Source organism: Psychrobacillus sp. NPDC096389 (assembly GCF_044762855.1).
Taxonomy (GTDB): domain Bacteria; phylum Bacillota; class Bacilli; order Bacillales_A; family Planococcaceae; genus Psychrobacillus.
In genome coordinates, this window is sequence record NZ_JBIWFB010000002.1 from 440,637 (window position 1) to 463,711 (window position 23,075).

Here is a 23,075-nt window from a genome sequence, read left to right on the forward strand (position 1 = left end):
CTTTATGCCATCACTACGATCATTTTATCAGTCTTTAGAAGGTATTGACAAGGAAGAAACCTCTATTTCTAATTTTTACATTGTGCGGGTGTTGTATAAATCGGTAAAAGTACCTGTTCACCAGCGATAAAGCTTTGATTGATCAGATGTGGATTCAATGTATAAAAATCATTTAATCGCTCTGTAAAAGTGATGGACTCTTCAGAAGGATACAGTGAAAACAATGAGTAAATAGTGTCTCCAGCGACAATTTCGACTGAAATATAATCGAGCTTTTCTACACATTCTTCTATTGTTGGTTCTGTTGGATAATAAGCAAGTGGGATTGTACCTTCGAAGAGATCTACTTTCACTATATAGAACGAGATTAAGAGTAAGATAGTTGCAACGAATATTTTCATATAAAAACCCCCTTGTCCTACTTTATGCATGACAAAAGGGGAGTATGACTATCTTTTAATCGGATAATATTTGGTTGCAATTACTATATACACAAAGGTGATTACGTAAATTGCTAGTTGTACATAGTTACTGGTCCACTGTAGCAAGGTTGCTAAAATGGATAGTAGCATCGGAACAGTACTGGCGAAAAGAGTTGTTCGCCAAATATGACGATATTCTCCTTTTCGTTTTCTAAAATAGAGAATACCGAGACCGATGTACGCAAATATACTTATTTGTACAAAGATTAATAATGTATTAAATACAAATAAAAAGACAAATGCAAAAGGATAAAGTAACCATTGGATTTTAGAAAAGTATTCCAATAATCCTTGCATACTTGTTTGTTGATCTGATATTCCACTCGTAAAAAAGACGAATGAAATAAGGGTCATTATAAAAATATAGCTAAATATGTATTGCATTACTTTTCCTATAGGAATAAGTCGAAACGCAGCGATTTTTTTCGGACTATGTAAACTTGCTTTGAAAATTTGATATAAATTCACAAACGTCACCCTTTCCTTTTAATTTTAGCATCTTTCTTACTGGATAAAACAAAAAAAGAGTGATTGTTGGAAAGAAATTATTATTATGTATACTTTAGCTTTACATTTCCTTTATACTTTAAACGTAATGCGTTCAAAAACACGTGAAATTTGTCGAAACGGGAGTTGAATTACTACATGGAGCTGAATTGGCAAGAGATGCTCTTTGAGTTTTTTGGGGGATTAGGGATATTCTTATTCGCCATTAAGTTTATGGGTGACGGTTTACAAAAAGCCGCTGGAAATAAATTACGCGATTTATTGGACAGGTATATAACGAATCCGCTATCAGGAGTTATTGTAGGTATACTTTTTACTTTGTTAATCCAATCAAGTAGCGGTACGATTGTCATTATTATAGGTCTCGTCAGCGCAGGATTTATGACGCTAAGGCAATCTATTGGTGTTATTATGGGAGCTAATATTGGGACAACGGTGAAAGCTTTTGTCATGGGTGTTGATATTGGTGACTACGCACTTCCTATTATGGCAATTGGTGCCTTTTTAATTTTCTTATTTAAAAAGAAATCCATGCAAAATATTGGAGAGATCATCTTTGGATTCGGTGGTCTATTTTTAGGGTTGGAATTAATGACGAGTGGGATGAGCCCACTTGAGCAATTGTCTTCGTTTACGGATTTCACTTTAGCGATGAGTGAACATCCACTGTTGGGTGTTATCGCTGGTACGGTTATGACAATGTTGATCCAAAGTTCAAGTGCAGCAGTAGCATTTTTGCAAGGGTTCTATTCGGAGGGGTTAATTTCTCTGCATGGTGCATTACCAATATTATTTGGCGATAATATTGGTACAACTATTACTGCAGTTCTCGCTTCCATTGGAGCTTCGGTAAGTGCGAAGAGAACTGCTGCTGCACATGTGTTATTTAATGTAGTTGGAGCGATTGTATTTCTTATTTTCTTAACACCTTTTACTTTGTATATAGAGTGGATAGCAAGTGTGCTTTCATTAGAAAGTAAAATGCAAATTGCATTGGCGCATGGAACTTTTAATGTAGTGAATGTCATTCTTCAGTTCCCATTAATAGGTGCCTGGATTTACTTACTAGTCAAAGTGTTGCCTGGAGAAGATGTGAATTCAAAATACAAACCGAAGCATTTAGAAGAAGATTTCATCGAGGAATCCCCATCGATTGCTATTGGACAAGCGAAAGAAGAAATATTACGGATGGGTGAATTCAGTGTTCAAGGATTAGAAAAAACATTTGAATATTTAAAGAATGGACATCAACACGATGCAGAAGAAGCGTATCGTTTAGAAGATGCCATTAATCATCTAGATAAGAAAATAACTAATTATTTAGTGAAAATATCTTCCCAGCCACTTTCCAGTCAAGATTCTACTAGGCATTTTATGTTACTAGGTACAGCGCGCGATATCGAACGGATAGGCGATCATTTCGAAAATATTATCGAATTGATTGATTACCAAGGGGAACAACGTTTTCAATTAACAACAGATGCTCTAGAGGATATTTCAGAGATGTTTGAGTTGACGATTAATACGGTAAAAAAAGCATTAGAAGCATTAGATTATAGTAATGATCACCTAGCTCGTGAAGTGGTGGAGCAAGAACAAGTTATTGACCGAATGGAACGTCAATTTAGAAAAAATCATATTATTCGTTTGAACGAAAGATTATGTAGTGGACATGCAGGTGTAATGTTTGTTGATATTTTAAGTAATTTAGAAAGGATAGGGGATCACTCTATGAATATCGCAGATTCGGTATTAGGAAAAAGGATATGATTGAAATTATTGGTTGGATTTTAATCGTCGCTAGTTTTGTAGTGGCTTATATCGGAACATTTTACCCAATTATTCCATCGGTTGTTTTCATGGTGCTTGGCTATGTGTTATATGGGCTGTTTTTCACTTTTACAGAGTTAAGTTGGTACTTTTGGATAATACAAGCGTTATTTATCGTGTTGCTATTTAGTGCCGATATGGCTGCCAATGCATTCGGTGTAAAAAAATTCGGTGGTACAAAAGCAGGTGTATGGGGAAGTACTATTGGGTTGATTTTTGGACCATTTGTTATTCCAGTCGCTGGTATTTTAATTGGACCATTTCTTGGAGCGATACTAGCAGAATTAATTGTCACGAGAGAAGGCTTAAAACAGGCAGTAAAATCTGGAATAGGGTCTTTAATCGGTTTTTTAACATCTTCTGTGGTGAAAATTGTCATTCTAACTGCAATGCTTGTTATTTTTATTTGGTTTGTTTAATTTCGGTCAAAAGTATGAGAATATATTAGGTTCTTTTCATTGAAGGATTCCTTTTATTTTGATACGCTAATATACGGAAAGAATTTTCTAAAATATTCTTTAGGAGGAAACAATCATGGCATACGAATTACCACAATTACCTTACGCGTACGACGCACTAGAACCACATATCGACAAAGAGACGATGAATATTCATCACACGAAACACCATAACACATATGTGACGAACTTAAACAATGCAGTAGCAGGTAAAGCTGAGTTAGAAAGCAAATCAGTAGAAGAGTTAATCGCTGATTTAGATGCTCTTCCAGAAGATATTAAAACTGCAGTACGTAACAACGGTGGCGGACATGCTAACCACTCACTATTTTGGGAAATCCTTTCACCAAACGGTGGCGGCAATCCAACTGGCGAATTAGCTTCAGCAATCGATGCTAAATTCGGTAGCTTTGACGCTTTCAAAGAAGAGTTCGCAAAAGCTGCGACTACTCGTTTCGGATCTGGCTGGGCTTGGTTATCCGTTGCTAATGGAGAATTAGAAGTTTCTTCTACAGCTAACCAAGATTCACCAATCATGGAAGGTAAAACACCATTATTAGGACTAGACGTTTGGGAGCATGCTTACTACTTAAACTATCAAAACCGTCGTCCTGACTACATCGGTTCATTCTGGAATGTAGTAAATTGGGATGAAGTTTCAAAACGTTACGAAGCAGCAAAATAATCTCATACAAAAAAGAAACTTAGCACACACTTTTACGTCTAAAAGTGTGTGCTTTTTATGTTACAATAAAAGCTAATAATGAAGTAGGTGAACTTATGCGAAAAACCCCAAACAAACGTGCACAAAGTGTAAAAGCGAAACAACGAGCTAATATCACTTTTCGCATGAATATACTTTTCTTTTCTATATTCATTCTTTTTACAATGCTCATTTTACGTCTAGGTTATTTACAAATAGTAAAAGGTGAAGATTATTCGAGAGAAATACAAAGAACAGAAGAGGTCCCTGTCAATACTAGTGTACCTCGAGGACGAATTTTTGATAGCGAAGGTAGAATCTTAGTAGACAATAAACCTCAAAAAGCAATTACATACACAAAGATGCAGACAACTACCGCAAAGGATATGTATGAAATAGCAGAAAAACTAAGCTTGCTGATCGAAAAGGATACAAATGCTATAACCAAAAGTGACTTACAAGATTTTTGGTTATTTATAAATAGCGAAGAAGCGAATAATTTAGTAACAACGAAAGAACGCAATGAAATTGAAAATGACGAAGACTTGTCGAAAAAAGAAAAAAATGCTGCGATTAATCGGTTGATACGAAGCAAAATTACAGAGGAACAATTAAACTCGTTTTCAAAAGATGAGTTAGAAATAATTGCGATTTACCGAGAAATGGCTTCTGGTTATGCATTATCCCCACAAATTATTAAAGGTGGCGATGTTGCAAACAAAGTCCTTAAACCTGGTCAAATTTCGGAAGAAGTAACAGTTGAAGAATTTGCTCGGGTATCTGAGCGTTTAGGTGATGATTTGAAGGGTGTCAATACAACAACGGACTGGAGAAGAGTTAAAAATTCCACATTGGCCATTTTAGGAACGACGACATTGCCAAAAGAGGGGATTCCTAAAAATCGTCTAGATTATTTCTTATCAAGAGATTATTCTCGTAATGATCGTGTTGGAAAAAGTTATATTGAGCAACAATATGAAGAAGTACTTCAAGGGCAAAAAAGTGTTGTCAAAAATATAACAGATGGAAAAGGTCGTGTTATTGATGTCCAAACTGTATATGAAGGAGAACCTGGAAAGGACCTTGTTTTAACGATAGACAGCGAGCTTCAAACCGAAATGGAAGCTATATTAGAAAAAAAATTAGTAGAAATGAAAAATAGTAATTCCGGTACAAAATATTTAGACAGAGCATTTGTAGTGATGTTAGATCCATATACCGGAGAAGTATTATCACTAGTAGGAAAGCAAATTGTCAAAGATTCAGAAACGGGAAAACCGACAGTTCGAGACTATGCATTTGCAGCTTTTACAACAGCATATGAAGTTGGTTCTACAGTAAAACCTGGTACGGTACTTACTGGTTACCGTGAAAATGCGTTGTCTCCTGGTCAGACTTTAATAGACCAACCTATCCGTATTAAAGGTTCTAACCCAAAAAGTTCCGTATTTAACCGAACTGGCAGAATCCCTATGAATGATTTAGAAGCACTTGAGCGTTCTTCCAACTCTTATATGTTCCAAATTGCATATTCCGTAGCAGGTCGAACTTATCAGCCAAATCAAGGGATAAATTTCGGACCAGAATCATTCCAGAAAATGCGTAATGGCTACGCACAATTAGGACTTGGTGTACCAACTGGGATAGATTTACCTGGAGAAGTATCCGGTGTTGAGGGCGGTATAGAAATGGGGAAACTACTTGACTTAAGTATTGGTCAGTATGATACGTATACACCTTTGCAACTTGCGCAATTCGTGGCGACACTTGCCAACGGAGGAAATAGAATTCAACCTCATGTTGTAAAAGAAATTAGGGAACCGTCTTCTGATGGGGTACAACTGGGGAAAATTGTGAAAGAAATGACCCCGAATATATTAAATACCTTAGATAATACAAGAGCGGAAATTGAGCGCGTCCGTCAAGGGATGCAACGAGTATATTTTGGTAATAAAGGGACTGCTCGGTCTGCTTTTTCACATGCAGCGTATACAGGAGCAGGAAAAACAGGTACAGCACAGTCGTTTTTTTGGGATGCGGATAAACAGCAAAATATTCAAACTGTAAATTTAACTCACGTTGGATTTGCTCCATATGATAATCCAGAAATAGCATATGCAGTTGTCGTCCCGCATGCATTCATTGAGTCTAGTTACAAAACGAATCTTACAACCGCACTTACAAAAGAATTAGTCGACAAATATTTCGAGATAAAACAAAAAAATAATGCATTAAAAGAAAATGACTCTACAGCAACACCACTCATCAAAGCTCCATACACAAATGATTCGATTGATGAAGAACAAGCTGAATAATGATTAGAAAACAAACCGGTCACCTTATTTAATTGAATAGGGTAACCGGTTTTTTCAATTATTAATCAAAATGTTGTGTAGTTTACAAAAGCTTTACATTACATTCATACCGACTCAACATGGAACCTTTAAAGTAGTTTTTGTAAGAAAGAAAAGAAAAACATAATTTTAGGGGGATTTACCTGATGAAAAGCTGGAAGTATTTAATGATGACGACAATGATTGGCTCAGCGCTTGCGCTTGCTGCATGTGGAGATGACTCTGACAAAGAGACAACAGAAGAGACACCTACAGAAGAAACAGCTTCTGAAACAACAGAAACAGAAACTCCTGCAGCTGAAGAAGCAGCAATCGAAGGTTCAGTATCTGGCGATGGATCAAGTACTGTAGCTCCAATAACAGAAGCACTAGTAGAAGAATATGCTGGAGTACAAGGTAAAGTTCAAGTGACAGTTGGTGTATCAGGAACTGGTGGTGGATTTGAAAAATTCAGTGCTGGAGAAACTGACTTTGCAAACGCATCACGTCCGATTAAAGATGAAGAAGCAAAAGCACTTGCAGATGCAGGAATTGATTACACGGAATTCTTAATTGCCAATGATGGTCTAACAGTTGTTGTAAGTAAAGATAACGACTGGGTAGAAGATATGACAGTAGAAGATCTTAAAAAATTATGGATCGAAGATGGAACTACTAGAAAATGGTCTGATATTAACCCAGAGTGGCCAGCAGAAGAGGTAGTATTCTATTCACCAGGTACAGATTCAGGAACTTATGATTACTTTGATGAAGTAATTCTTGATGGAGAAGATCTTGTTAAATCTGCGACTCTTTCAGAAGATGACAACGTGTTAGTACAAGGTGTACAAGCTGACAAAAATGCAATTGCATTCTTTGGATATGCATACTACTTAGCTAACCAAGACACTTTAAAAGCTGTAAAAATTGGTGGAGTAGAACCTAACAATGAAACAATTGAATCTGGAGAATATTCTCCACTATCACGTCCACTATTCGTTTATGCAAAAAACAGTGCACTTTCTGAAAACCCAGCATTTTATGATTTCATGAAATACACACTTGAAAATGCGGGCGATATGGCAGATGCTGTTGGATACGTACGCCTTCCAGCTGAAAAGTATGAAGAAGGTCTATCTACTTTAGAAGGTTTAAAATAAGTTTGAAAAAGGTAAGCCGACTGTAAGTAAATGAGTAGCATATCTGCTACTCATTTCTTACGTTTTGGTAAAAGGGGGATTCACCATGGCTCGAAAACAAGTATCTGATCAACCATCAGTACAAGAGCTAATTGCAAAATCAAGCAGTAAGAAGCAAAAACAAATAGTAGAAAAATTAATGCCTGTTATTTTGTTATTGATTGCTTCTATATCTGTATTAACGACAATCGGGATTGTTGTAACTTTAATTGTGGAAACGATTATTTTCTTTAAGGATATACCAGTTTTCAGCTTTTTATTCGGAACTGAATGGTATCCATTTGCAAATAAAGAACCAGCATTTGGTATACTTCCACTAATTGCTGGAACATTAAAAGTAACAGTAATTGCTGTTATTGTAGCAGTACCTTTTGGTATCGGCTCCGCCATATTCCTAAGCGAATATGCATCTGATACGACAAGAAGAATTATTAAACCAATTTTAGAAGTATTAGCTGGAATACCGACAATTGTTTATGGTTTCTTTGCCTTAACATTTGTAACGCCATTATTGCAACAATTTATTCCAGATTTGAAAATATTCAATGCATTAAGTCCAGGTATTGTTGTTGGAATAATGATTTTACCAATGATTGCATCATTATCCGAAGATGCAATGTCTTCTGTCCCAAATTCAATTCGTGAAGGTGCTCTTGCAATGGGATCCACTAAATTGGAAGTAGCACTAAAAGTAGTGTTACCAGCCGCTCTTTCTGGAGTTATTGCTTCCGTCGTACTTGCTATTTCACGTGCAATTGGAGAAACGATGATTGTTTCACTTGCTGGTGGGTCAACGCCAAAATTCGACTTTGATGTGACTGGATCGATTCAAACGATGACTGCCTATATTGTACAAGTTTCTTCCGGAGATGCTGGTTATGGAACGACTATTTACTATTCTATTTACTCAGTCGGTTTCACACTGTTCTTGTTTACACTGATAATGAACTTAATTGCTCACGCTATTTCCAAAAAATATCGGGAGGAATATTAATATGAAATTTATAAATCATGAATCAGTTGTAAAAAGAATGATGAGTAGACTTACAATAAATAAAATATTTAAAGCGATTTTCTTTTTTGCGACATTATTCGCCTTACTCGCATTAGCAATTTTGTTTTACCGAATCATTACACAAGGTATTGGTTATTTAACACCAGAGTTTTTCCAAAACTTTGGTTCTCGTTTCCCTGCAAAAGCAGGCATTAAAGCAGCGCTTGTTGGTTCCATTTGGTTAATGTTCGTAGTTGCACCAGTATCTATTATTTTGGGTGTGGGTACTGCGATTTACTTGGAAGAATATGCGAAGAAAAATAAATTGAGTGATTTTATTCGAATGAATATTTCAAATCTTGCTGGAGTGCCGTCTGTTGTATTCGGATTGCTTGGTTTAACAATTTTTGTCCGTGCATTGGCATTAGGCAATAGCGTTTTAGCAGCAGGATTTACAATGAGTTTATTGATCCTTCCCGTTATTATCGTAGCATCTCAAGAAGCAATTAGGGCAGTACCGAACGAAGTTAGAGAAGCTTCATATGGTATGGGTGCTACAAAATGGCAAACTGTTGTGAAAATTGTGTTGCCATCTGCCATTCCAGGTATACTTACTGGTGCGATTTTGGCGCTTTCACGAGCAGTAGGGGAAACAGCACCGCTAATCGTAATTGGGATTCCTGTCATTATTCAATTCCTTCCGACAGGACTATTAAGCCAATTCACCGCATTACCGATGCAAATTTACGATTGGGCAAAACGTCCGCAGCAGGAGTTTCAATTTGTAGCTGCTGCTGGAATTCTTGTTCTAATGATTTTCTTATTAATCATGAACTCAATCGCTATATTTATTCGTAACAAATTCTCAAAAAGGTATTAACTTAACTAGGGGGAAGTATAATGGTACAATCGTTAGAGAAAGGGTCAATTGCACATTCTGGTACATCCAATATCGTCTATAATACGCAACAATTAAATTTGTGGTACGGTAATCACCATGCATTAAAAGATATTAATTTGCAAATTAAAGAAAATGAAGTAACGGCAATTATCGGACCATCCGGTTGTGGGAAATCGACTTATATTAAAACATTAAATCGTATGGTAGAATTAGTACCTACGGTGAAGACATCAGGTAAAATCCTATACCGAGAACGGAATATTTTCGATAATGATTATGGTGTGGAAGAGCTACGTACTAAAGTAGGAATGGTATTCCAAAAGCCAAATCCATTTCCTAAATCCATTTACGATAATATTGCTTATGGTCCAAGAATACATGGTATCAAAAACAAAAAGATTTTAGATCAAATTGTAGAGAAAAGTTTACGCGGAGCAGCGATTTGGGATGAAGTAAAGGATCGCCTGCACACAAATGCGTACAGTCTTTCAGGAGGACAACAACAACGTATTTGTATCGCGCGCTGTTTAGCAATTGAACCCGATGTTATTTTAATGGATGAGCCTACATCTGCACTTGATCCAATTTCTACTTTAAAAGTAGAAGAACTTATTCAAGAATTAAAGGAAGATTACTCAATCATTATTGTGACACACAATATGCAACAAGCAGCTAGAATTTCAGACAAAACAGCATTTTTCTTGTCTGGTGAAGTAGTAGAGTTTGATCAGACGGATGTAATCTTCTCGACTCCTGAAGATAAGCGTACAGAAGACTACATTTCGGGACGATTTGGATAAGGAAAGGGGTTATGCAAAATGGTGGGTAGAGAGAAGTTTGATGAAGAATTACAAAAGGTGCAAGAATTATTATTAGAATTGAGTAATACCGCTATCAATACATTGGATAAATCAATGGATAATTTATTAGGTAATGATATTGAAGGTGCGCTAGTAGTCATTAATAACGATATTCATATTAATCGTATGGAAGAAGAAATTAATGACCGTGTCATCTTACTAATTGCTAAACAGCAACCTGTTGCTACGGATTTAAGACGATTGATGGTACTTGTAAAAATAGCTTCCGATATGGAGCGTATTGGTGATTATGCAGTCAATATCGCCAAAGAAACGATTCGTATAGGAAAAGATGAGCATATTGAACCTATCCATTTGCTTGATGAAATGCGTGTGAAAACAATTGCCATGTTAAAACAAATACTTGATGCATTTATTCATGAAAATATGGATGAGGCAAGAAAAATAGCAAAACTTGATGATGAGGTAGATGAGTTGTATGGTCATGCTATTCGTACGCTTCTAAACGTAGGGGTAGAGAAACCAGAGCAACTTAGCCAAGTAACGCAGTTATCATTTGTTTGCAGGTATCTAGAAAGATCTGCAGATCACGCTACAAATTTAGCAGAGAGATTGCTGTATTTATTAAAAGGTAAGCATTATGAGTTAAATAATTAAATTAAAAAAGCACAAGGTCCTGTATCAAGCAGGGCCTTATGCTTTTTTTATTTTGTAATTGTTTCTGCTATTTGTTTCATGGACATTGTAGAATTAAGCTCATATTGACCGATTTGGATTTTGCCAGAAAGGTCTTGGGCAGTTAAATAATCTTCAAAATCTTGTTTATTTTGAATTATGCCGGTTTGCTCCAAGGAAGCACTTATATCACTTGATGTCATACCCGATTGAATATGCAGTACGACATTTGTAGACCCGTTAGATGAATCTTCGGTTGGTTCTGTCTTATCTTCCACTCTAGGAGCAGCTTGTTCTTTTTGTGCATTTTCTAAGTCAAGTTGAAGTTGGGCTAATTGTTTTTTAACACTTTGTAACTCAAGTTGGGCTTGTTCATAGGCTTGTGGTGTAATAATGTCACCCTTTGCTTGTTCATCCTCGCTTAACATCAGTTGTACTTGAATTACAGCACCAGCCAAAAATAAACCAATCCCCAAAAATCGAACGGCATACTTATTCATTAATTGCCACCACCTATCACCGATTGCACTTCTTCTATTGTAAGAGACGAGCGGCTACTGATTTCTTTTAATGAATACCCTTGCTTATGTAGCTCTAAAACTTGACTTTTGATAATATCATGAACAACTGGTTTTTTCGTTGTTTTTTTAGGGGGCGTTATTTTTGTAGATTCGATTAACAACTCTTCCTCGACTACTTTTAATCTGCGTTTTAAAGCACTCGTTTCTTGATACAATGAAAAAGTAAGTTCCTCGACTTCAGCTTCTACTTTTTTGTTGGAATCCTTAAAGAAAAAGGAAAGGATGATTAATATTATACCGATAATCATAATGATGATTGAAAAGTCCATTGTACACACCTCTATATAATAAGTTCTTCATCTAATACTACCATATCCTAAAAAACTTTGAAGAAATTCTTATGTTAATTGTAGATTTTCTTTGATTATATGCTATAATTGATTAGTCGTATAAATCATGCTCAAGTTTTATATTTAATCCTGGCAAAGAGTGGGAGGGACAACCATGCGCGTTAATATTACATTAGCTTGTACAGATTGCGGAGAGCGCAACTATATTTCTAAGAAAAACAAGCGTAACAATCCAGAACGTCTTGAACTTAAAAAATATTGCTCACGTGAAAAGAAATCAACTCTTCATAGAGAAACGAAATAATAACTTAAACCAAAACCAAATTCGGTTTTGGTTTTTTTCTATTGTTTGGAGGGAAGAACTTGTCAAAGTCAATAGTAAGAAATGAAATGAAAATTAAATTGACCTCTTTAAATCAGAATTCTTATCTAACCTATTCAAAAGAAATTGAAAAACGTCTATTATTAGAGAGAAGTGTCCAAGACGCTTCCATTATTGGGATAACTATTTCTGCTTTCCCAGAAGTAAATACAGAGGGAATTATAAAGCGTCTATGGGATATGGGTAAAACAATCGTTGTACCTAAATGCAGTCCGAAAGAACGTTTGATGACCTTCTATAAAATAGACAGCTATGACCAATTAGAAACGGTATATATGCAGCTAAAAGAGCCTAATCCTCATTTAACAGTGGCTGTCACACCAAAAGAAATTGACTTGCTTATCGTGCCGGGAATTGTGTACTGTAATTCAGGTTATCGAATTGGCTATGGCGGTGGATACTATGATCGATTTTTGACGAAATTTAATGGGCATACCATCTCATTAGCATTTGACTTTCAAGTAATGGATGAAGTTGTTCGGGATATGTTTGACATGCCTGTCGATAAAATTGTAACGAATAAGCAAATAATTCCATGTAAAGAAAATCGTGCAAAGGAAGTATAAGATGAATTCAGTATATGATGTTATGCAATTATTGAAACGTTTTGGTATTTATGTTTACACCAAAGATCGGTTAGCCGACTTGGAAATGATGGAAGAGGAAGTAAGAGAGCTTCATAGGATGCAAATGATTGAAGCAAAAGAATTCCAAATCGCTTTACTATTATTGCGCCAAGAACAAAATAAATATAAGCAATAGAAGAACGACAGAGATACTAAAATCTGTCGTTTTTTTTCTTTTTGTAAAAAAAATGAAACTTTTTAAGGTTACAACCGTCTAATATAGGGTATGAATGTAAAAGCAATCTACAATTATATCACCATGACTTTTTGTTTGTATTGATTTATTGTGAAGAAAGTATTAAGATATACTCTGTGACTTTTACTCATACTATAAAGAGTGAAAAAAAGGGGAGGATGTAGGCATGAGAAAGAAAAGCTGGCCGACACATTCTATTCTTGTTCTAGCTATTGTGGCCACATGGATAAAAACCTATATTGTTTACCACACGAGCTTTGATATGAAAATCGAGAATATAATGCAACAAGTAATTTTATTTATTAATCCGCTTAGTTTTATATTATTTATTTATGGGATTTCTTTATTTTTCAAAAATCCTAAAGTAAAAAATAGATATATCGTCATTGTCAGTTTTATTCTTTCTGCAGTGCTATATGCCAATGCTGTGTTTTATCGTTTTTTTACAGACTTTATCACACTACCAGTATTATTCCAAACAAGTAATTTTGGAGATTTAGGTACATCGGCGGCAGAAAGTATTTATTGGTCCGATATTTTCTATTTCACGGATGTTGCGATTATTATCATTGCACTAAAATGGTTAAAAATTGGAGAAACAACATCTGTTATTAAACCAGCTGTTCGAAGAGCATATTTTGTGTTGACAGCAGCTATATTATTTTTGAACTTAGGCTTATCTGAAATCGAAAGACCACAATTGTTAACAAGAAGTTTTGACCGTGAGATGTTAGTGAAAAATATTGGCTCTTATAATTATCATTTGTATGATTTATATATTCAATCTAAATCGCACGCACAGCGAGCGCTTGCAGATGGTAGTGAGCTTGTGGAAGTAAATAACTATGTTCGTTCAAATCAAGCAGAACCGAATGAAGAAATGTTTGGAGTTGCAAAAGGTCGTAACTTAATCGTTATTTCTATGGAATCATTACAAAATTTTGTGATTAATAATGATATGAATGGACACGAAGTAACGCCATTTTTAAATTCATTAACTCAAGATAAAGATACTTATTATTTTTCAAATTTTTACCACCAAACAGGTTTAGGTAAAACGTCTGATTCCGAATTCTTGGTAGAAAATTCGCTTTATCCATTGGGTGGGGGAGCTGTATTTTTTACACACAGCGGAAACAAATTCCATTCGATGTCTGAAAGCTTAAATGAGCAAGGCTATTTTACGAATGTAATGCATCCGAACAATAAAAGTTTCTGGAATCGTGATATGATGTATCAAGCACTATCAATTCAAAAATATTATGATGTGAACAGTTATGTAGTAAACGAGGGAGATGCGGTAAACTGGGGAATGAAAGATATTCCATTCTTTGAGCAGTCTGTTTCGCTTATGAAAGAAATGCCTCAACCTTTTTATTCTCGTTTAATCACATTAACGAACCATTACCCGTTTGATTTAGATGAAGAGGATCAATTGATTCCTCCTTATGATTCTAATTCTCGTACGCTCAATAAATATTTTCAATCCGTTCGTTATATGGACGAAGCGTTGAAAACATTATTTGACGATTTAAAAGAACAAGGTTTATATGATAATTCGATTATCGTCATGTATGGGGACCATTATGGCATTTCTGAAAACCATAATAAAGCAATGTCTCAATATTTAGGTAAAGAAATTACACCATATGAATCTGCAAAATTACAACGTGTTCCATTCTTTATTCATATTCCGAATAGCGGTAAAGGAGAAGAAATTACAGAGACTGCTGGTCAAATAGATATTCGACCTACTATTTTACATTTGCTTGGTGTGGAAACAGCCAAGGATATGCAATTAGGTGCAGATGTATTTTCTAATGAACATGAAGAGTTTGTTATTTTCCGAAATGGTGGATTTGTTACGGATAAATTGGTATTTGCAAATAATGCTTGTTATGACAATGCAACTGGGGAAGAGATTGACATTGAAAGTTGCCAACCATATATTGACCGTACTACGCAAGAACTAGGTTATTCCGATCAAATTATTAATGGAGATTTACTTCGATTTTATGATTTAAAAACAGGAAATTTGTTAATTGATCAGGCGGAGAAAAAGAATCCATAAATAGCTAAATCGATAGAAAAAGCACAGACATTAGAAGTCTGTGCTTTTTTGTGAAACAATTAGCAAACTCAAGCGTCTAATTGTATGAGTATGAACTAAGTATATTGAAATAAGAAAGGGGGAGTCGATTGAAGAAGGTTGCAGTACTGATTTTATGCCTGTTTTTATTACAAGCATGTGTAGGAAAAAATAAACAAGTAGTAGTACCAGTTACACCGAATACCGAGGAAGCACCACAAACGTTACCGTCTGATGTTGACATTACGCCTTCTGCAAAGATTCCGTCAATCAAGTTAGATCGTTCCGTCTTTCATAGTGTCATTGGCTGGATGTCTGATGATGAAATACTTTTCATTTTAATGGAAAATGGAGAGTGGACAGTTCAATCCTATACATTATCCAGTGAAAAGTGGAAAACGATATATACTACGACGACCCCGATTATTCAAGGTGAAATTCATCCGGGCAAAGAAATGGTTCTTCTACATACATCTAGTAATTCCTCTTCAGCAGAAGTTCTTTTATTACATAAGGATGGCTACATAGCGCAAAGTTTATTTTTTGAATCCGCTGAAATGTATATGAATTGGCACCCTGAAAACCCAAATCTAATCGTATTTACCACTTTCTACGAAGATTGGACATACGACACGTTTATTTACGATGGAACAACTCAAAATTTAGAGGCAATTGAGGTGGATAACCCATTTGTTAAATGGTATGACGAAAATCGTTTAATGGTGTTTAAATGGGCTGAAAGCAGTTTGGACGGAAGTGAACTTTTCTTCTATTCAATAAAAGAGAAGACTATAGAAAAAACGAGTTGGAATCATCTATTGGATGTGCAAAATTTAGGTGGTAGCATGCTTTATATGACCATAAATGAACCGCAAAACCAGTTTGAATATCGATTGGAAGAAAAGAAAACGAATCAAGTGTTTGAGTGGACTTCTCCGGCTGTTAGTAATTATTCAGAATGGATTATACCAAATATGTCTATCATACAGCCAGATGAGCTTATAATGCTTCAATCGAAACAGGCTGGGAATGTGGATGCGTTTACGGATAGAAGTGTACTTTCGAGTATTTCATTAAATGGCTCCAAACAATTTGGAGAAATCGATGCAGGACCAATTGATTGTTCTCCAAATGGAGCAGTTTGCCTTGGTGGGTATGAAAAAGAAAATTGGATACAATTAGATCCATTCAAGGAACAAATTTGGTTGGATTTGAAGGAATAGAAAAAAGCTGCCATACATATAGTATGACAGCTTTTTTCTTGTACATTTTAGTGTAAGCTTGGTGGATAGCCTTGGTTCAAAACCGTCATGACTGTAAAGAAGCCAAAAACTGCAAAAGTACCAAAGTTAAATAGAACTCCTAGCACATTCTTTTCTTTAAAAGCTTGGAAAGTGCCGACTACAGCTAAAATTGTAACTAATGCAAAAATAACGATTAATAAATTCATGAAAGACACTCCTTTCGACATCAGAAAATGAATGTCGCTTTACATATTCCTCTTCTATTGTAAGTGTATTCTCTCATTTTGTCGAGTGAAAAAAGTGGCGATACGTTGAACAACAGATGGATTATCGTTTAAACTAAGAAAGAGGTGATTTTAATGTTGAATATACGGAGCTATCCACTAGGATTTATACAAACGAACTGTTATATTGTTTCGAATGCAGAAAAAGATTGTTTAATCTTTGATCCAGGTGGAGAAGGAGAGAAACTAATAAGTGAACTTCGCAGGTTAAATTTGAAGCCACTTGCAATACTTTTAACACATGCGCATTTCGATCACATTGGAGCAGTGGAAGATGTGCGGAATGCTTATCAAATACCTGTATACATTCATAGTGCAGAAAAGAAGTGGTTGCTTGATCCGTCTAAAAACGGCTCTGCAAAGTATGCGGAAATTCCATCTATTGTTTGCAATGAAGCAGATATCATTTTAGAAAAAGAATCGAATTTAGAAATCGGTGGCTTTTCTATGCAATTATTGCATACACCAGGACATTCTCCGGGTAGTATAACTTATTATTTCGCAGAAGCTGAATTTGCAATTGTCGGAGATACGCTATTCCAAAATAGTATCGGTCGTACAGACTTACAAGGTGGAAATCAAGCAGAATTGATGAAATCGATTCATACAAAGCTTTTATCATTACCGGAGTCTACCATCGTTTATCCAGGTCATGGACCAGCGACTACAATCGAGGATGAAATGGACTCCAATCCATTTTTAAATGGATTTTAACAAGTAAACGGTAGGAGAATATTTTCCGTTTGTCCTGAAAAGGTGGAAATGTTAGTGGGGGGACTGAGTAGCCGAGTTTACTATTTATATTTGGTTGTTCGACGTATATGTTATTTCCTAATGTTAGAAAAGAAAAAAGCAGCTCTACATGAGCTGCTTTTTCCCTATGGACGATTAATGTCCAGCGCCTGGTACGTGCATAAAAGTAGTGTAGTATGTAAAACCTGCGAAGAAGAACATTAAGTAAGCTCCGAAGATGTACATATACATACGTTCCGAAAGGTTTAAAAACCCTAAAAGAAGGAATAGTCCCGTATTTGCTAAAAATAGTAGAGAAGCTTCTGACATACCACCTAAATAAAAGAAAACTGCAAAAATCCCTGTCCAGAAAGCCATCACTTTATACATATTGCCCATTTGTAGTCCCTCCTTTTGCAACGACACAAATATTCTCTCATTCATTATAGATGATAATGTTGACAGCTGTAAACTGATTATTGCATTTCGATTTTGAATATACATTGGATTGTCACAATTATGATTCATCTATAGCTACATTATAGAACTTCTATTTGATATACGCAATTGTTACAATGATTTTGCATACTTTCGATTTGAATAAATTTATTAGCTGGAAACAGTGCATCAAATTGTCCCTTTAAAAAAGATTCGTGGAGAGAACAAACAAGAGCTGGGTGTTTATGCAACTGATTTGTATATGGACAGTTGTAAATGGAAAATGTAATGACTTTTTTATCTTCATTTTCTGTTATTTGAGGTATATATCCAATCGCATTTGCTGTTTCTGTTAATAATTCCATTTTACATTCAAAACTTTGAGTAGAAGCAGTAGCTTGATCAATAATTGCTCGTCCGTGTTGATAACTAATGTCTTTTGCTTTTGTAAGTGCTATTTCACCCATTGAATCGACTAATTCCAATAACCATTGCAACAACAAATGATTTTCTTGTTTTGGAAAGCTTAAATAGATTGGATCTTCTGCAGGGAAATATACTCTGGCAGGACGCCCACCTTTTTTGTTGTTCTCTAATTCAGAGGAAACTAATTGGGAATCATTCAATTTCGTTAAATGTAGTCTTGCAACATTTGGATGTATGCCAAATTGTTCTGCTATTTCTTGCACGTTTACTTGTTTCTTTTTTTTCACGACATATTGATAAATGGAGTATCTAGTCTCATCTGCTAACGTATTTGTAATTTTTAAAGTGTCTGGCATACTATTTTCTCCTTTCCCATCTATTCTTTAATTATAATGAAGAAAAGGAAAATGACAATTAAAACCACAAATAAGTAATTTGAAAATTTAAATAAAACTCTTTATTTATTTTATATTTGGAAGTATACTAAACATGTACATGCTGTATGCGGTCACAGCTTGTATCTGGAGAAAGGAAAGATGCATGCAACAAATAGAAAATACGATTGAGCATAAATGTGCTCTGTTATTAAGAAAAGCCCATCGATTTGGTGCAACCGATTTGCATATGATCCCAAACGAAGAAAATTATTTTTATTATTTTAAGAAACAAGCTCAAATGTTTGAAGCAGGGAAGCTTCCCCTCCATTTGGGTGAACGTATTATATCATTCTTCAAATTTTTATCCTCTCTTGATATCAGCGAAAAACGAAAGCCACAAAGTGGTTCATTTCAACAAACATTCAACAATCAAAAATTCTCATTTCGTGTTTCAACATTACCGTCTGTTTATGGAAAAGAAAGTCTCGTTATACGTTTGCAGCAACATGATAATGCAAAGATAATTCATGCTTTGTCTTTATTTCGAGATGCTTCTGAAAAAATAGTGGAGCTTGCCAACAATCGACAAGGGCTAATCCTTTTTGTTGGCCCCACTGGCTCTGGAAAATCGACAACTATGTATTCTCTTACTAAGTACTGTTCTGAAAACTTAAATCGACATGTTATTTCACTAGAAGATCCTGTAGAGAATAGTCAATCACATTTATTGCAAATTCAAGTCAATGAACGATCAGGTGTAACGTATTCAACAGGATTGAAAGCGATCTTAAGGCACTCACCAGATGTTATTATGATTGGGGAAATTCGGGATGAAGACACTGCAAAAGCCGCCATCCAAGCTTCTTTGACAGGTCATTTAGTGGTTTCTACAATCCACGCAAAAGATGGTGTTGGGGCGCTTTATCGCTTAATGGATTTAGGTATATCCGCCGAAGAATTAAAACAAACGATTATAGGAATCGTAACCCAAAGACTAGTAACAGTTGCGAAGATGGAACAACCAGAGCTCTCCGCTATATTTGAAATTATTTCAGATGAATTTTTAGAAGAAGCACTAAGTTCTCTTTTTACTGGTAAGAATTTTCATATCCCACATGCCATTACTCTTTCCTATCAAATTGAGAGGGGGATAAGAGAAGGTGTTATTCAAAGAAATTAAAACATACTTCACTAATAAAGATGAAACAATCCCTACTCATATGCAATCTCCTTTTTTAAGTAGATTAAGTGACTTGTTGAAGGAAGGTTATACATTTCATGAAGCTGTTACGATGTTGCTACCTTTCCATGTAAAGAATGCGGATAAAGTAATTTTTCAAGTAACAGAAGTTCAAAAAAACGGGCTGAATGTAACCGAAGTATTTAAATTATTAGGATTTCCAAGTCGATTACTACTTCCGATCAATTTAGCGATGATTCATGGACAATTGCAGGAAACTGTTTCTGCGCTCGGAGTGAATGCTGCTGTGTATGAGCGAGCAAAGAAACGGTTAAATAATTTATTGATGTATCCACTGTTTTTGTTTGTCGTCATTTTTTTGTTGTTTACTATTTTTAGACTGTATTTTCTTCCGAATATGGAATCTTTACTAGGTGCAAGAGAGTCGGTGGAATCGGAAAGCTCTATTGCATGGACAAGCTTATTATTGCAATTGCCGAATACTTTTTTAGTAGTGATGGTTTTATTGGCAATATTGATAAGTATGTTTTTGTATGTTTTAAATAAGAAAACAGTAGAAATACAGCTCAGTTTTTATTCGAAAATCCCAATTGTGAACAGTTGGTATAAACTGCTTTTGACTAGGGTCTTTTCAAGAGAAATGGGAGGGCTAATCGAAAGTGGGATGCCGTTACAACAGTCGTTCGATGCATTGATCAATCAACAAGAACATAAAACGCTTCAGTTCATCGCAGAACAGATGAAAAACAAAATTGTGCACGGAGAATCTTTTTCAAAATCTGTGTTACTTTTAGATTATTTCACAGAAGATTTTCATCTTTTTGTCGTGCACGGTGAAAACAGTGGTTATCTTGGAAGGGAATTAACGTTGTATAGTGATTTTCTATCGGATCGTATTGAAACGAAACTTACTCGATATTTAAGTATTATTCAACCGACATTGTTTTTCATTTTAGCTATTTTCATTATCGGTGCGTATTTAGCAATATTATTACCAATTTACGAAATGATAAATATTGTGTGAAGGAGATTGTTAGAATGAAAAGATGGAAGAATGAACGAGGCTTCACTCTAATAGAAATGATGATAGTATTGTTAATTATTTCCGTTTTGATACTTATCTCTATACCAAATGTAACGAAACATTCCGCCAATATTGACAAAAAAGGGTGCGATGCTTTCATCAAAATGGTAGAAGGCCAAGTACAAGCATATAAAATTGAAAATAAAGCAATTCCAACAATGGAAGATTTAAAAACGAGTGAATTTTTAAATGGAACGGATGCCTGTCCAAACGGAGATGAAATACAAATTGCTGCCGATGGAAGTGTGTCCGTAATTGGAAGTACAGAATAATAGGATGAAGAATGTTCGCCGAGATGAAAAGGGCTTCACTTTAATAGAAACAATTCTCGTCTTGTCTATCGTTATGGTTATTACTTCCTCCATTGTATATGTCACAACATCTAAATTAGAGGAAACAGAAGAACGACGTTTTTTTAGGCAATTTCATTTAGATATGCAAAGACTGCAATCGATTGCAATTGCCGAAAGTAAATATACACATATATATTTTGATGGAAATGGTACCAAATATATAGGGGGATTATCAGACGCTCCTCTATTCGAATACAAATTACCAAAGCATATGCGCCTTTCTTTCAATAGTAACTTAAAGAGAGTTTCTTTTCATCCAAACGGAACAGTGAGTCAATTTGGCACATTATACTTTGAGACGGGTACAGGCCATAAGACAGTTACAATATACATCGGAGGAGGTAAGGTAAACTATGAGGAATAGTAATGGATTTTCATGGCCAGAAACGATACTGGCACTAAGTATTACAATGATCATTGCGACAACCTTACTACCCTTATTAAATACTATGCATATACAACTGGAAGAAAAAAAGCGGAAATACCATGCCTCTCTTGTGATGCATGAAGCTGCTAAAAAGTATATAACGGAAAACAGTTGGAATGGTACTATGCATATTGAACAGATTGCTTATGTGTATAAAATAGATTTACCTCAAATTTGCGTACATTATGAAGGGATGCGAGAGGAGAAAACAAATTGCATAACAGTTTCAAATTAAGAATCGACAACGAGAAAGGATACACATTAGTAGATGGAATCATGCAGCTTGCTGTATTAATAGTTTTTTCGCAAATATTTGCATTGACAATCGGTTGGACAACAAAAGCGGAAGAGATGATTACGAACCCAACTGATATGGAATGGGCACTATTTGTTCAAAGCGTGGAAACCTATTTAAATGAGATTGATTCGCTTCTCATTCAGAAAGACGAGCCAGGAATCAGATTCAGAAAAAATGGGGAAGAGTATGACATAGAATTTTATACGAATTTGATAAGGAAACAAAAAAATCGATTAGGCCATGAGCAAATGCTGCTACATGTAAAATCATTATCTGTAACAGTCGAAGGTCAATCTTTGCACTTTTTTGTCACTTTTTTGAATGGGTTGAAAAGGGAGCATACTTTTTGTGTTACATTTCGTTCGGAATGAAAAAGGCGTGTTGTTACCGGCCGCAATGTTATTGTTATTAATCGTTTGTTTGTCGTTATTTGCAACAACTGCTGCATATCAATCCAAATATCGAACGTATGATTCGTTGGAAAAGAGCAACATTAATGCTACTATCATTAAAATAGATAATTTTAAAGAGCGAGAAAATAATCTAGATATGTAGCGAGTTGGTGAATCATGTACAAAGTATATTTGGTTGGTTTTATGGGAAGTGGAAAAAGTGCTGTCGGAAGAAGACTGAGCTATTTATTAAAAATGCCTTATTACGACATGGATAAAGAAATCGTAAATAAGCAGAAAAGGACAATTCCAGAAATATTTGAGCAGGAAGGAGAAGCATATTTCAGGAAATTAGAAACTGATTTCTTGCAAAACTTTCGTAAAGAGTCTTGTATAATCTCTACGGGTGGTGGAGTTGCAATGAATGAAGAAAATGTTCGAATTATGCGAAACACAGGGTTAGTATTGTATTTAGACGCAACGTTTAATGATATTTGGATGCGTATTAAAAACGACAAAAATCGGCCAATCGTGCAAAAAAGCACAAGAGAAGAGTTAGAACAGTTATACAATAAAAGAAGAAGAGCTTATAAGAAGGCAACACATATTACCATCCATACGGAAAATCGACCATTACGGCAAGTAACAGAGTATGCTGGATATCAAGTAAATCGTTTAAAAGGCGAACAAAAATAAAGATATTTAAATAAAAGTTCGTCTTTTAAGTAATTTTATAAAAAGTATTGCGTCTT

At 35.2% G+C, this 23,075-nt stretch carries 30 protein-coding genes; 23 read left to right on the forward strand and 7 right to left on the reverse strand.

Going from position 1 to position 23,075, the window contains the following annotated elements; translation table 11 throughout:
- Positions 1–68 precede the first annotated feature (68 nt).
- Positions 69–401 (reverse strand): hypothetical protein, encoded by a 333-nt coding sequence (locus ACIQ38_RS08530; RefSeq protein ID WP_402820908.1) that lies wholly within the window; start codon positions 399–401, stop codon positions 69–71.
- A gap of 48 nt (positions 402–449) precedes the next feature.
- Positions 450–950, reverse strand: a complete 501-nt coding sequence (locus ACIQ38_RS08535; protein WP_402820911.1) for a DUF1189 family protein — start codon at positions 948–950, stop codon at positions 450–452.
- 177 nt (positions 951–1,127) lie between these two features.
- Here ACIQ38_RS08535 and ACIQ38_RS08540 point away from each other — a divergent pair, with 177 nt between their 5' ends.
- The 9 genes from ACIQ38_RS08540 to phoU all read left to right on the forward strand — a co-directional run bounded on the left by ACIQ38_RS08540 (position 1,128) and on the right by phoU (position 10,885).
- The gene (locus ACIQ38_RS08540; protein ID WP_402820914.1) at positions 1,128–2,759 is read left to right on the forward strand and encodes a Na/Pi cotransporter family protein; all 1,632 of its coding nucleotides are present in this window, start codon (positions 1,128–1,130) and stop codon (positions 2,757–2,759) included.
- Entirely contained in the window at positions 2,759–3,238 is a 480-nt protein-coding gene (locus tag ACIQ38_RS08545) for a DUF456 domain-containing protein (RefSeq protein WP_402821368.1), read from the forward strand. Before ACIQ38_RS08540 ends, ACIQ38_RS08545 begins: the two co-directional genes overlap by 1 nt.
- Positions 3,239–3,353: 115 nt before the next feature.
- On the forward strand, positions 3,354–3,962 hold the full coding sequence (locus ACIQ38_RS08550) for a superoxide dismutase (protein ID WP_402820917.1): 609 nt from the start codon (positions 3,354–3,356) through the stop codon (positions 3,960–3,962).
- A 95-nt stretch (positions 3,963–4,057) separates the two neighbouring features.
- Entirely contained in the window at positions 4,058–6,295 is a 2,238-nt protein-coding gene (locus ACIQ38_RS08555; protein ID WP_402820920.1) for a peptidoglycan D,D-transpeptidase FtsI family protein, read from the forward strand.
- A gap of 185 nt (positions 6,296–6,480) precedes the next feature.
- Entirely contained in the window at positions 6,481–7,473 is a 993-nt protein-coding gene (locus ACIQ38_RS08560; protein ID WP_402820923.1) for a PstS family phosphate ABC transporter substrate-binding protein, read from the forward strand.
- Positions 7,474–7,558: 85 nt separating this feature from the next.
- The gene (gene pstC / locus ACIQ38_RS08565; protein ID WP_402820926.1) at positions 7,559–8,506 is read left to right on the forward strand and encodes a phosphate ABC transporter permease subunit PstC; all 948 of its coding nucleotides are present in this window, start codon (positions 7,559–7,561) and stop codon (positions 8,504–8,506) included.
- A gap of 1 nt (position 8,507) precedes the next feature.
- Positions 8,508–9,386 carry a phosphate ABC transporter permease PstA gene (gene pstA, locus ACIQ38_RS08570; RefSeq protein WP_402820929.1) on the forward strand — a complete coding sequence of 293 codons (879 nt, stop codon included), beginning with the start codon at positions 8,508–8,510 and terminating at the stop codon, positions 9,384–9,386.
- Between the two features lie 20 nt (positions 9,387–9,406).
- Positions 9,407–10,207, forward strand: coding sequence for a phosphate ABC transporter ATP-binding protein PstB (gene pstB, locus ACIQ38_RS08575; RefSeq protein ID WP_402820932.1), 801 nt, complete (start codon positions 9,407–9,409; stop codon positions 10,205–10,207).
- Between the two features lie 18 nt (positions 10,208–10,225).
- The gene (gene phoU / locus ACIQ38_RS08580; protein ID WP_402820935.1) at positions 10,226–10,885 is read left to right on the forward strand and encodes a phosphate signaling complex protein PhoU; all 660 of its coding nucleotides are present in this window, start codon (positions 10,226–10,228) and stop codon (positions 10,883–10,885) included.
- A 47-nt stretch (positions 10,886–10,932) separates the two neighbouring features.
- On the opposite strand, the gene ACIQ38_RS08585 is transcribed toward phoU, so the two are convergent.
- Complete coding sequence (locus ACIQ38_RS08585) at positions 10,933–11,403, reverse strand: endolytic transglycosylase MltG (RefSeq protein ID WP_402820938.1); 471 nt, start codon at positions 11,401–11,403, stop codon at positions 10,933–10,935.
- Positions 11,403–11,753, reverse strand: a complete 351-nt coding sequence (locus ACIQ38_RS08590) for a hypothetical protein (protein ID WP_402820941.1) — start codon at positions 11,751–11,753, stop codon at positions 11,403–11,405. The genes ACIQ38_RS08585 and ACIQ38_RS08590 overlap by 1 nt, the downstream gene beginning before the upstream one ends.
- Positions 11,754–11,928: 175 nt before the next feature.
- On the opposite strand from ACIQ38_RS08590, the gene rpmG reads away from it, so the two are divergent.
- The 5 genes from rpmG (at position 11,929) to ACIQ38_RS08615 (ending at position 16,290) form a co-directional block, all read left to right on the forward strand.
- A complete protein-coding gene (gene rpmG / locus ACIQ38_RS08595; protein WP_093265860.1) occupies positions 11,929–12,078 on the forward strand; it encodes a 50S ribosomal protein L33 in 150 nt (49 codons plus the stop codon).
- A gap of 59 nt (positions 12,079–12,137) precedes the next feature.
- On the forward strand, positions 12,138–12,722 hold the full coding sequence (locus tag ACIQ38_RS08600; protein ID WP_402820945.1) for a 5-formyltetrahydrofolate cyclo-ligase: 585 nt from the start codon (positions 12,138–12,140) through the stop codon (positions 12,720–12,722).
- 1 nt (position 12,723) lies between these two features.
- The gene (locus tag ACIQ38_RS08605) at positions 12,724–12,918 is read left to right on the forward strand and encodes a YqgQ family protein (protein ID WP_402820948.1); all 195 of its coding nucleotides are present in this window, start codon (positions 12,724–12,726) and stop codon (positions 12,916–12,918) included.
- 226 nt (positions 12,919–13,144) lie between these two features.
- The gene (locus ACIQ38_RS08610) at positions 13,145–15,049 is read left to right on the forward strand and encodes an LTA synthase family protein (protein ID WP_402820950.1); all 1,905 of its coding nucleotides are present in this window, start codon (positions 13,145–13,147) and stop codon (positions 15,047–15,049) included.
- Positions 15,050–15,177: 128 nt separating this feature from the next.
- A complete protein-coding gene (locus ACIQ38_RS08615) occupies positions 15,178–16,290 on the forward strand; it encodes a YqgU-like beta propeller domain-containing protein (RefSeq protein WP_402820953.1) in 1,113 nt (370 codons plus the stop codon).
- A gap of 47 nt (positions 16,291–16,337) precedes the next feature.
- On the opposite strand, the gene ACIQ38_RS08620 is transcribed toward ACIQ38_RS08615, so the two are convergent.
- Positions 16,338–16,517: a DUF2759 domain-containing protein gene (locus tag ACIQ38_RS08620; RefSeq protein WP_402820956.1), complete on the reverse strand. Its 180-nt coding sequence runs from the start codon at positions 16,515–16,517 to the stop codon at positions 16,338–16,340.
- A 153-nt stretch (positions 16,518–16,670) separates the two neighbouring features.
- Here ACIQ38_RS08620 and ACIQ38_RS08625 point away from each other — a divergent pair, with 153 nt between their 5' ends.
- Positions 16,671–17,309, forward strand: a complete 639-nt coding sequence (locus ACIQ38_RS08625) for an MBL fold metallo-hydrolase (protein WP_402820958.1) — start codon at positions 16,671–16,673, stop codon at positions 17,307–17,309.
- Positions 17,310–17,483: 174 nt separating this feature from the next.
- Here ACIQ38_RS08625 and ACIQ38_RS08630 read toward each other — a convergent pair whose 3' ends face one another.
- Both ACIQ38_RS08630 and ACIQ38_RS08635 read right to left on the reverse strand, forming a co-directional pair.
- The gene (locus ACIQ38_RS08630; protein WP_142538403.1) at positions 17,484–17,726 is read right to left on the reverse strand and encodes a DUF2626 family protein; all 243 of its coding nucleotides are present in this window, start codon (positions 17,724–17,726) and stop codon (positions 17,484–17,486) included.
- Between the two features lie 140 nt (positions 17,727–17,866).
- Positions 17,867–18,547 (reverse strand): helix-turn-helix transcriptional regulator, encoded by a 681-nt coding sequence (locus ACIQ38_RS08635; protein WP_402820961.1) that lies wholly within the window; start codon positions 18,545–18,547, stop codon positions 17,867–17,869.
- Between the two features lie 184 nt (positions 18,548–18,731).
- Between ACIQ38_RS08635 and comGA the strand changes: the two genes are divergently transcribed.
- From comGA to ACIQ38_RS08675, 8 genes are read left to right on the forward strand one after another with little or no spacing between them, the layout of a single operon-like run.
- Complete coding sequence (gene comGA / locus ACIQ38_RS08640; RefSeq protein WP_402820966.1) at positions 18,732–19,748, forward strand: competence type IV pilus ATPase ComGA; 1,017 nt, start codon at positions 18,732–18,734, stop codon at positions 19,746–19,748.
- Positions 19,729–20,793, forward strand: coding sequence for a competence type IV pilus assembly protein ComGB (gene comGB, locus ACIQ38_RS08645; RefSeq protein ID WP_402820968.1), 1,065 nt, complete (start codon positions 19,729–19,731; stop codon positions 20,791–20,793). The genes comGA and comGB overlap by 20 nt, the downstream gene beginning before the upstream one ends.
- A gap of 14 nt (positions 20,794–20,807) precedes the next feature.
- Positions 20,808–21,125: a competence type IV pilus major pilin ComGC gene (comGC, locus tag ACIQ38_RS08650; protein ID WP_402820970.1), complete on the forward strand. Its 318-nt coding sequence runs from the start codon at positions 20,808–20,810 to the stop codon at positions 21,123–21,125.
- 4 nt (positions 21,126–21,129) lie between these two features.
- On the forward strand, positions 21,130–21,570 hold the full coding sequence (gene comGD / locus ACIQ38_RS08655; protein ID WP_402820972.1) for a competence type IV pilus minor pilin ComGD: 441 nt from the start codon (positions 21,130–21,132) through the stop codon (positions 21,568–21,570).
- Positions 21,560–21,868 carry a hypothetical protein gene (locus ACIQ38_RS08660; protein WP_402820974.1) on the forward strand — a complete coding sequence of 103 codons (309 nt, stop codon included), beginning with the start codon at positions 21,560–21,562 and terminating at the stop codon, positions 21,866–21,868. Before comGD ends, ACIQ38_RS08660 begins: the two co-directional genes overlap by 11 nt.
- Positions 21,847–22,302, forward strand: a complete 456-nt coding sequence (comGF, locus tag ACIQ38_RS08665) for a competence type IV pilus minor pilin ComGF (protein ID WP_402820976.1) — start codon at positions 21,847–21,849, stop codon at positions 22,300–22,302. The genes ACIQ38_RS08660 and comGF overlap by 22 nt, the downstream gene beginning before the upstream one ends.
- The gene (locus tag ACIQ38_RS08670; RefSeq protein WP_402820978.1) at positions 22,280–22,486 is read left to right on the forward strand and encodes a hypothetical protein; all 207 of its coding nucleotides are present in this window, start codon (positions 22,280–22,282) and stop codon (positions 22,484–22,486) included. Before comGF ends, ACIQ38_RS08670 begins: the two co-directional genes overlap by 23 nt.
- Before the next feature lie 14 nt (positions 22,487–22,500).
- On the forward strand, positions 22,501–23,019 hold the full coding sequence (locus tag ACIQ38_RS08675; protein ID WP_402820980.1) for a shikimate kinase: 519 nt from the start codon (positions 22,501–22,503) through the stop codon (positions 23,017–23,019).
- Positions 23,020–23,075: the final 56 nt, after the last annotated feature.